A 10,102-nucleotide genomic window follows, 5' to 3' on the forward strand; every position below is an offset into this window, starting at 1 on the left:
TGAGTAAGCAGTATGGATAAACAATGGCAAAGCCGAATAATAGAGCAATATAAACATCGTCCTAACGATAACCGCTCGCCGTGGCAGGTCGACCGTTCGCGTATTATTCATGCCGCAGCATTTAGGCGTTTGCAAGCTAAAACCCAAATTATGGGCATTGGCCTAAACGACTTTTACCGCACTCGCCTTACCCACTCTTTAGAAGTATCGCAAATTGGTACCGGCATATTGCGCCATTTAAAAGCGCAACATAGCGACTTTACGCACTTTCCATCAACTGGACTGCTCGAAACACTGTGTTTAGCGCACGATATTGGCCATCCACCCTTTGGCCATGGTGGCGAAATAGCGCTAAATTACATGATGCGCGATCACGGTGGTTTTGAAGGTAACGCACAAACACTGCGCATAGTTGCAAAACTTGAGCCCTACAGTAATGGGCACGGTATGAACCTAACTCGTCGTACTTTGTTAGGTTTTATAAAATACCCCGCGTTTATTAATACGCTTTGGCATACCATTCCCGATGCCACAACCGGTCGTGCATTTATAAAAGCGGATGATTGGCGACCAGCCAAAGGGTTATACAACGACGACGCAGCCATATTTAATTGGATAGTAGAACCACTGAGTCAAAACGATAAAACATTGTTAGGTAACCATGCCGCTATTGATAAGTACCGCGCTAAAACAACTTATAAATCGCTCGACAGCGCCATAATGGAGCATGCCGACGATATAGCATACGCGGTACACGACTTAGAAGATGCCATTGCAACCCACGTACTCACATTAGACGATTGGCAAACCCATGCTCTGCCCCATTTAAAAGCACTAAACTTTGACTGGCTAAACGCCATGCTTGAATCGCTGACCCAGCGCTTGTTTTCAAAAAATGATTATGAGCGAAAAGATGCCATAGGTGAGCTGGTTAATACCTTTATAATTCATATACATTTGGATATTCAAAACGATAACTTTGAATGCCCTATTTTAAAGTACACCGCTAAATTAGATGCCCAATACGACAGTGTATTGCAAATACTTAAGCATTTTGTGTTTCAACGTTTAATACGTGACCCCGAAATGCAGCAAATAGAGTTCAAAGGTCAAAACTTACTAATAGAATTATTTACCGCGTTTGCTAGCGATCCGCTGCGTTTATTACCCGAAACAACACAAGCACAATACATAGAAGCACAAAAACAAAACCAAGGTATGCGTATAATTTGCGATTACTTAAGCGGAATGACCGACGAGTACGCCTATAAAACATACCAACGATTATTTTCACCTATGCAGTAGCTAACTGCTAACTGCTAACATTGAAAAGGCCGAGTAAATTTAATTTACTCGGCCTTTTTGCTCAGCCATTAAAGTTAGCTATTTTGTTAAAGCGCTTTTATAACGACTCTACGCCCATGTTGTATAACGTAAAACCAAATATATCAGCGTACTGCTCAATTGTTTTACTCGTTGGTGTACCTGCACCATGCCCAGCATTGGTTTCTATGCGAATAAGCGTTGGGTTATTACCCGTTTGCTTTGCTTGAAGCTCAGCGGCAAACTTAAACGAATGCGAAGGAACAACTCGGTCATCATGATCGCCAGTTGTGATCATAGTCGCTGGATACTCAACACCTGCTTTTACATTATGAAGTGGTGAGTAACCTTTAATGTATTCAAACATTTCTTTGCTTTGCTCACTGGTGCCGTAGTCGTATGCCCAGCCAGCGCCGGCAGTAAATGTATGGTAGCGCAGCATATCAAGTACACCTACTGCAGGTAGAGCAACTTGGAATAGGTCTGGGCGCTGCGTCATTACTGCGCCAACTAACAAACCACCGTTAGAGCCACCGCGAAGTGCTAAGCGCTTTTTAGACGTGTACTTTTTATCTTTTAAATACTCAGCTGCGGCAATAAAATCGTCAAACACATTTTGCTTTTGCAATTTAGTGCCTGCATTGTGCCAGTCTTTACCGTACTCACCACCACCACGAATATTAGCAACGGCGTACACACCACCTTGTTCAAGCCATACTGCATTAACGGGGCTGAAGCTTGGCGTTAAACTAATATTAAAACCACCGTAACCGTATAAAATTGTAGGGTTTGATCCATCAAGCTTAATGCCTGTTTTATAGGTAATTACCATCGGTATTTTAGTGCCGTCTTTTGATGTGTAAAACACTTGCTCAGACGTGTAATCATCACTATTAAAATCAATAGCCGACTTACGATAAACACCCGATTCACCCGTAGCTACATCAAACGTATAAGTAGTACCTGGTGTTTTGTAGTTAGTGAACGAATAATAAAGCGTTGTTTGATCTTTTTTACCGCCAAAACCACGTGCTGTACCCACGCCTGGCAATGTAATTTCGCGAATTAGCTCGCCTTTTTTGTTGTACTGTTTTACCTGCGAAATCGCGTCAACCATGTAGTTGGCAAAAAAGGTATCGCCGCCTTTTGTAAGATTTAGTACGTTTTTGGTTTCAGGAATTAAATCAACCCAATTTTCAGGGCTTGGGTTACTTGCATCAACCGTCACTACTTTTTTGTTTGGTGCATTAAGGTTAGTAACTAAAAACAGCTTGCTGCCTTCGTTATCAATAACTGATGTATCTGAATCAGTATTTCCTACAACCGTTACAAACTCACTGTTTTCTTTTGTTAAATCTTTTATAAACAGCTTATTGCCTGAGGTAGACGTACTTGCAGAAATAAGCAGGTAATGGCCGTCATGTGTTACATCAGCGCCTACATAGCGATGTTTTTGTTCATCAGTTTCACCAAATACAACACTATCTGCAGATTGTGCAGTACCTAGCTTATGGTAATACGCTTTATGCTGATCTGTTTTAGCCGACAGCTCACTGCCTTTAGGTTTTTCGTAACTTGAATAATAAAAGCCCTCGTTACCTAACCAATCAATGCCACTAAATTTAACGTCAACAAGCGCTTCTTCAACTTGTTCTTTAGTATGTGCATCAATAACTATAATTTTACGCCAGTCGCTACCACCTTCAGATATTTGATAAGCGAGTAATGAACCATCTTTTGAAAACGATAAACCCGACATAGACGTCGTACCATCTTCACTAAACTTGTTTGGATCTAAAAATACTTCAACGTCGCCACCATCTTTACTGCGGTACAAAACATATTGATTTTGCAGGCCATCGTTTTTATAAAAATAGGTGTAATCGCCTTCAGTAAAAGGAGGGCCTATTTTTTCGTAGTTCATTAGTTTTTCAAGGCGCTGCTTTAACTTATCGCGATAAGGAATTTGTTCTAAATAAGAAAACGTTAAATTATTTTGCGTTTTAACCCAATCGGCAGTTTCGCTGCTCATGTCATCTTCAAGCCAACGATATGGGTCACTAACCGCTTCTTCAAAGTAGGTATCTACTACATCGCCTTTTTTTGTTTCTGGGTATATAACTGCGTTAACTTGCTTCATAGGTGCTTTTACTTCTTCTTGAGTTACCGTATTAGTTGGCTCTGAACAGCCGCTAAGCGCTACAATTACAGCACACGCTAGAGTATGTTTAAACATCCTGAGTTCCATTCTTATTTATTAATAGTGCGCCTAAGTTATTAACTTTTAGCCCTTTTGTCTATTTAGATGCGTTAAGCGCCATTTATCGCTGTAAACAAATGTAAACTTACGCTTTAATAGCACGACCCTCATTAAAATAAAAAACAATAAAAGAGCACACTATGCAAAGTACAAACCCCACGTATAAAAGCTTTAAAGCCTTCTACCCTTATTATTTAAAAGAGCACCGCAACGTGACTTGCCGCCGCTTACATTTTATAGGAAGCACCCTCGTTCTTGTTGTAATCGCAATAGCATTATTAAAACAACACTACAGTTTATTGTGGCTATTACCTGTTGTTGGATATGGGTTTGCGTGGGTCGGGCATTTCTTTTTTGAAAAAAACCGCCCTGCTACTTTTAAACACCCTTTTTACAGTTTGTGGGGAGATTGGGTAATGTTTAAAGACATACTTATTGGAAAAATTAAATTTTAACACTATTTCTAGCACTCTTTTTTATACCAATTACTTATAAAAACAAAATTACTTCATGCTTTAAGATATAGGTTCTAATAAGTAGTACATAATTTATAATACACCCATTAAATGTTAATTTAGTTAACATTTAATGGGTGTATTTTTATTTTATATTTTTAAAAATATTTATAGCTCAACAGTTGTTTATTGCCAGCCCAATAAAAATGGCTTCCTACAAATAGTTAGTTAAACCTACCAACCTCATCTTACCAGTTAATTAAACGTTAAATTTAATTTTTAAATATAATTCATTATCCATCAATTACTTAGCAATTACCTTCGCTATATAACTAAAACAATGGTCATTATAAAAAACAACCAAATGTAATTATAAAAACCCTTAAATTAATTGAATGTTATTCAATTGACTGGATTTGTTAATTAAGTATATGTTCAAGGTAACAAAGAGATTTAATCTTTATCTTTTTGTACAAAACTAAACTAAAATAATTCAATGGGTATGGGGAAATACAGCATGAATAGAAAACCGTTATTTAAATTACAGCAGTCGGTACCACAAATATTACTCGCCATGAGTGCATCAGCTGCGCTACTTGGTTCGCTCTCAGTAAATGCTGCAGAGCAAGACACCAAAGCAGAAGAAAACATCGAACAAATAAGCGTAATTGGCTCTCGCCGATTAGGCCGTACAGTAGAAGACAGTGCAGTACCCATCGATATAATTGGTGCAGATGCACTTAAAAACTCAGGCTTTACTGAAACGAATGCCCTACTTAGCAATTTATTACCTAGCTTTAACTTCCCGCAAGCATCACTTACTGATGGTAGTGATCATGTACGCCCTGCTCAACTTCGTGGTTTAGCACCCGATCACACTTTAGTGCTTGTTAATGGTAAACGCCGCCACAGTAATGCATTACTTAACTTAAATGGCTCAACGGGTCGTGGTTCATCATCAGTTGATTTAAATGCAATTCCAGCAAATGCTATCGACCGCATTGAAGTATTACGTGATGGCGCAGCAGCCCAATATGGCTCTGATGCTATAGCCGGTGTTATTAATATTGTGCTTAAAAGTGCCAGCAGCGGTGGCTCAGTGGCGGCTATATATGGTGCTAACGTAACCGAAATGGACGGTGTACCACAGCTTGAGTCTGTATCTGAAGGCAGTGATGGTAATTTAGCCTTTACCGAAGGGGGCGATCGCTCTTTAACAGACGGCCAAACACTAACGCTGCAAGGTAATATGGGTTTTGAACTTGGCGATAATGGCTTTTTAAACATTTCAACAGAATACCGCGACCGCCATTCAACTAACCGCTCTGACTACGATAATCGTGAAAACTACGCACGATTAGATGATGGCTCTCTCGACCCACGTGAACTTACCGTAAATCGATATAACCATAACTTTGGTAATGGCGATGTAGAAGACTTTTCAGTGTTTTATAACGCAGGTTACCAGTTAACAAATGAGGTCGATTTATATTCGTTTGGCTCTTACAGCAAACGCGAAGGCGAAGGCGGTGGTTTTTATCGCCGTGCAAGCGATAGCCGTAATATAGAAGAAGTTTACCCTGATGGCTTTTTACCTGTTATCACCTCAGACATAGATGACTTTTCACTGGCACTTGGCGCTAAAGGTTTTGTAAGTGAATGGAATTACGATGTATCGGCCGTATATGGTCAAGATGCATTTGAGTTTGGTGTAATAAATAGTTTAAATACCTCATACGGCCCGACTAGCCAAACAAGCTTTGATGCAGGAACACTTACTTACGATCAACTTACCTTAAACGTTGATTTTAGTCGCGAAGTAGACGTCAGCTTTTTAGAAAGCTCGGTAAGTGTAGCTGTAGGTGCTGAGTATCGCCGCGAAGGATACCAAATAGATGCAGGCGAAGAAGCTTCATATGCACAAGGCACATTTGGCCCAGGAGGCGCAGTAACCGACCCAGTCGATGGCCCATTTGGCGCAGCGGGCGCACAAGTATTCCCGGGGTTTACACCCGAATCAGAGGGCGACAATAGCCGCCATAACGTGAGCTTGTATATAGACCTTGAAACCTACCTAACCGACGATTGGAATTTAGCGGTTGCCGCCCGTTATGAAGATTACTCAGACTTTGGCGATACACTTAACGGTAAAGTTGCGACTCGTTATTCATTAACTGAAGACTTAGCGCTGCGCGCCTCTGTATCAACTGGTTTTAGAGCACCCTCTTTGCAGCAACAATACTTTACCTCAGTGGCCACTGTATTTGTTGATGGCGAACCAACCGAAACAGGTACGTTCGCACCAAGCAGCGATGTAGCAAAAGCACTGGGCTCACCTGGTCTTGATGCAGAAGAAGCTACTAACTACGGCGTTGGTTTTACATGGTCTACCGACTTTAATTTCAGCTTATCGGTTGATTACTACCAAATATTAATTGATGACCGCATTGTGTTATCAAACAACTTATCGGGCGATGCTATTGCCGATTTACTTCAAGGCACAGGCGCTAACCAAGGTCGTTTCTTCTTAAATGCAATTGACAGCAAAACCCGTGGTGTTGATGTGGTTGCCTCTTATAATGTAGCAACTGATGGTTATGGCGATTTAGCCTTTAACCTAGGTTACAACTACGGTAAAAATGAAGTAACAAATATTATCGACCCACCAGCAGAGCTGCAAGGTGCTGGGTTTGATCAAGACAACTTGTTCTCAGGCACTGAGCTGCGTCGTTTTGAAGTAAGCACACCGCGTAATAAGTACAACTTAAGCGCAACATGGACTAACGACGACATACGCACCACGCTTAGAACAACACGTTACGGCGAAACTCAAGACCCTTCAGATATCCCAGAACGTAATGAAGTGCTTAAGCCTAAATGGATAACCGACTTAGATGTAGCCTACTCGCTTAGTGAAAACTTATCGCTGAGCTTAGGGGCTAATAACATTTTTGATGTTTATCCAGATGCAACCCGTGAAAATGTTGACGATGTAACCACCTTCTCACGTTTATTTGCTTACTCTAGCTTCTCGCCGTATGGATTTAACGGACGCTACGTGTACGGTAAAATAGAAATGAAGTTTTAATCATTGATTAAAATATCTGCATGACTTACAACCATGCAGATATTCCTACACAGTGTAAACATATTCAAAGTTAGAAAAACCCGGCTTTGATAAGCTCTATAACTAAAACCAAAGCAAAGTAATCATAAGCAACTATTTAGTTTTGAAACCGATTAATTAACGTAAATTTATTGGTTATTTGGTTTACTTATTTCAGGCTGGAGCTAAAGATAATAAAAACAAATCAAATGAACTTGTAATTAACTCAACGTTATTGAAATTCTCCTCTTCTTGGAAGCGTGCTTCATCGTCTTTATTCCAAAATAGACTTTCCCAAAATAGTCACCGCCAATACCTAAACAAATTTTATTGCCAATACCATCACTCGCTATCGCTAAAAGTTGACTAGGTATACTTTTACTTAAAAAACCCCTAATGGCAAATACAGACATATTTGTATCTATATCGCAAATGCCATAAAAACAATCTAATGATATTGTGTATTCGCCATCATCTTCGTCTATGTACTCACATTCAACTTCTGGGTAACCACCATTATGCTTTTCTAAAAAGTCTGTATATTCTTTAGGTGGAGCTAAATCATATTGAGAAAATTTTTCAAGGATTCTTTCATTGGATAGTTTTGGGTAACTGTTTCGGATTTTCACTAGCTTAGATCTCAAATTGATATAATAAACAACCACTACCATGGTGCACTAAACGATAAGTATTTACAAAAGAATATTTAAGAGCATATTAATTTGTTGATACGGTAATCCCCGCTAAAATACTTAGCAAAAGTACCTAGTTTATACCAACCAATTCATCTTGCGCTCAAAGAATGGATTGCTGAGCGATCACGTAAAATCACTGCGCTGTAAAATGCTTTCCTACGCCCTGTGTTTATATGCGAGGTTTTATAACCATCTGTAAGCTCAAAGGTTTCACCATCAATAGCAACTGGAAATGTTTTATCAACACGTATAACAAACTCAAATTTGCTGCACCAAATTCTTTTCGCGTGAGATAACGCAATTGATCTGAGCGATCGAATTCAGCAACTACATAATCTGCAAAGGCATCTAACGCTTGCTAAATTTTTTCAAGAACAGTACCACTGTTTTTAGTTTTAATAGTATTAATGCCTATGGAATAACTTCTCGAATCTATTAATATCTAATTGCTAATTCCATATGCGTTTAATTGTAGTGTCGCTCTATCATTGTTTTGGTACCCATTTGTCGTTTTTAAATAAACTTAGTTCAGCATTTAGTTTACACATGCACCTTGTTGAAGCTCCAACTTTAACTTGAGTGGTAATAATTTGTCCCATCATTAGGAGAACCCATTAATTTAAATTAAAGACTTAGTTATACTATTTGTTTTTATTGGTTATTTTCAAACCAGAATTAATCTTTAATTATATTCATTATTATATCGTAATCTACATCAACTAGCTCAGGCTCAGGAGTATGCGTAACCAGAAAAGATAAATAATCAGTGAACGTATTAAATTTAGACACTTCCTGTCCGTAGGTTTCCGTTAAAAATAGCCCTACTTCACCAGCGCGCTCAGACTCTTGCTAAAATAATAAGTAATAACCGCCACCATCACATGTACCAATAATCACTCCATTGCTTTTTACTGATTGATATGATTAATGATTTTTATAAAGTTGCCGAAAGTAATTATCCTTTCTTATAATGCTACATAGCTTTTAATGTCTTTTATTCTCACCAACTAAACACCATGGTGCCATTTCAAAATTGCTTTACCACTTATACTCTTGTCCTAACAATAACGACGCTTGGTAATTATTCAATTTAATAAATATAAACACAGTTAAAAATTCAAAAACATTTAAATATAATGTAATTTATGTCTAAATAAACCAAGTTATTTTTGTTTGATGACTCTTTTTTAAAATAGTATTCATCAACTATCAAAGGAATGTTTATTTCATGCTTAAATTCGTCAACATTATATTTGTCACTCTTTTTGCAGTCTTAAGCTCGGGGTGTTTAGATAAACTAGATACACCAGCACTAGAAAAGCAAAGTACTCTCCTTCGTAATGCAATAAATATAAATAATTTATCTCTATTAGCTGATGCGTCCTCAATTCCTTTTATAGTTACTAAGCAAGAATGGGAAACTGCAGATGACGGTTACGGTTTTGTACTAGGTAAAAAAAGTACTTTACTAGCTAGTAATGCCAAAGAGCTAAACGATGTACTTAAAATATTAGAGCCTATTAAAATTGAAGGTGAAGAACCCATAAAGCAACAGTTCACTATTTCAGATTTTACCGAAGAATTTAATAGTATTGATGAACATTGGAAATCACTTGATATTATGGTTTTTCTTCGTGGGCAAAGCGATGTAGAGCACATAGTTATTTTAGGATTCGATAAAGAATCTTTGAAGTTACGAGCAATATATTTTAATTAGTTTAAACAATAAATAGGAGTTAGGATGGCTAGTATATTCGATCCGAAAGGAAAAAAAATTTCACAACGTATTAATGCATTTTTAGATGATGCAAAAGCAACTTATGGCGTTACCGTTGGTAAGGATTCTGGTCGCACAGTTGATTGGCAGCAAAAGCTGGTACATTAGATAATTACTTAGCTCAATTTGGTTTATATAGACCATTATTAAATCATCTAACAAGCTCTGGAAAGTGGCATGTTGAGGCGAAACCTTAAACGCTAATTTATACACTTGATACTATTAACTTAAAGACCTCCTTTTGGGTCATAAACTATACGCCATGCGTTTAACTTTTATAAAATACATATACTGAAAGTAAACGCAGGGCGAAAGTAAAAAGTAAAATAATCTTGATGTTGTGCGATGCCTAGTCATGCTGTAGATGTGTGATTCATAGACATCATTTCACTTTTCGTAGTTGAAGATCACGCTGATAATTCGATAACTGAATGCGTTCATTTTCAGTTTCGTAGTTAGCGTGAACGTCTTCCCAAAGCGGTGTTT

The 10,102-nt window shown here is 38.2% G+C and carries 7 protein-coding genes; 5 read left to right on the forward strand and 2 right to left on the reverse strand.

All coding sequences use genetic code 11. From position 1 onward, the window contains the following. The first annotated feature begins 12 nt into the window (after window positions 1–12). The gene (locus H5117_RS18950) at window positions 13–1,305 is read left to right on the forward strand and encodes an anti-phage deoxyguanosine triphosphatase (RefSeq protein ID WP_024595429.1); all 1,293 of its coding nucleotides are present in this window, start codon (window positions 13–15) and stop codon (window positions 1,303–1,305) included. A gap of 97 nt (window positions 1,306–1,402) precedes the next feature. On the opposite strand, the gene H5117_RS18955 is transcribed toward H5117_RS18950, so the two are convergent. Further along, window positions 1,403–3,559: a prolyl oligopeptidase family protein gene (locus H5117_RS18955; protein ID WP_182738890.1), complete on the reverse strand. Its 2,157-nt coding sequence runs from the start codon at window positions 3,557–3,559 to the stop codon at window positions 1,403–1,405. A 164-nt stretch (window positions 3,560–3,723) separates the two neighbouring features. On the opposite strand from H5117_RS18955, the gene H5117_RS18960 reads away from it, so the two are divergent. Next, window positions 3,724–4,038, forward strand: coding sequence for a DUF962 domain-containing protein (locus H5117_RS18960; protein WP_182738891.1), 315 nt, complete (start codon window positions 3,724–3,726; stop codon window positions 4,036–4,038). A gap of 517 nt (window positions 4,039–4,555) precedes the next feature. Then, the gene (locus H5117_RS18965) at window positions 4,556–7,126 is read left to right on the forward strand and encodes a TonB-dependent siderophore receptor (protein ID WP_182733732.1); all 2,571 of its coding nucleotides are present in this window, start codon (window positions 4,556–4,558) and stop codon (window positions 7,124–7,126) included. A 239-nt stretch (window positions 7,127–7,365) separates the two neighbouring features. Here H5117_RS18965 and H5117_RS18970 read toward each other — a convergent pair whose 3' ends face one another. Then, window positions 7,366–7,773, reverse strand: coding sequence for an SMI1/KNR4 family protein (locus tag H5117_RS18970; protein WP_182738892.1), 408 nt, complete (start codon window positions 7,771–7,773; stop codon window positions 7,366–7,368). Window positions 7,774–9,067: 1,294 nt separating this feature from the next. On the opposite strand from H5117_RS18970, the gene H5117_RS18975 reads away from it, so the two are divergent. Both H5117_RS18975 and H5117_RS18980 read left to right on the forward strand, forming a co-directional pair. Continuing rightward, window positions 9,068–9,556 carry a hypothetical protein gene (locus H5117_RS18975; protein WP_182738893.1) on the forward strand — a complete coding sequence of 163 codons (489 nt, stop codon included), beginning with the start codon at window positions 9,068–9,070 and terminating at the stop codon, window positions 9,554–9,556. A gap of 24 nt (window positions 9,557–9,580) precedes the next feature. Continuing rightward, the gene (locus tag H5117_RS18980) at window positions 9,581–9,724 is read left to right on the forward strand and encodes a hypothetical protein (RefSeq protein WP_182738894.1); all 144 of its coding nucleotides are present in this window, start codon (window positions 9,581–9,583) and stop codon (window positions 9,722–9,724) included. Window positions 9,725–10,102 lie beyond the last annotated feature (378 nt).

The organism is Pseudoalteromonas sp. SG45-1, assembly GCF_014164135.1.
Lineage (GTDB): Bacteria > Pseudomonadota > Gammaproteobacteria > Enterobacterales > Alteromonadaceae > Pseudoalteromonas > Pseudoalteromonas distincta.

Coding starts and splice junctions, on each gene's coding strand:
- H5117_RS18950 (WP_024595429.1), top strand. CDS start 13: ATGGATAAACAATGGCAAAGCCGAATAATAGAGCAATATAAACATCGT.
- H5117_RS18955 (WP_182738890.1), bottom strand. CDS start 3,559: ATGTTTAAACATACTCTAGCGTGTGCTGTAATTGTAGCGCTTAGCGGC.
- H5117_RS18975 (WP_182738893.1), top strand. CDS start 9,068: ATGCTTAAATTCGTCAACATTATATTTGTCACTCTTTTTGCAGTCTTA.
- H5117_RS18965 (WP_182733732.1), top strand. CDS start 4,556: ATGAATAGAAAACCGTTATTTAAATTACAGCAGTCGGTACCACAAATA.
- H5117_RS18980 (WP_182738894.1), top strand. CDS start 9,581: ATGGCTAGTATATTCGATCCGAAAGGAAAAAAAATTTCACAACGTATT.
- H5117_RS18960 (WP_182738891.1), top strand. CDS start 3,724: ATGCAAAGTACAAACCCCACGTATAAAAGCTTTAAAGCCTTCTACCCT.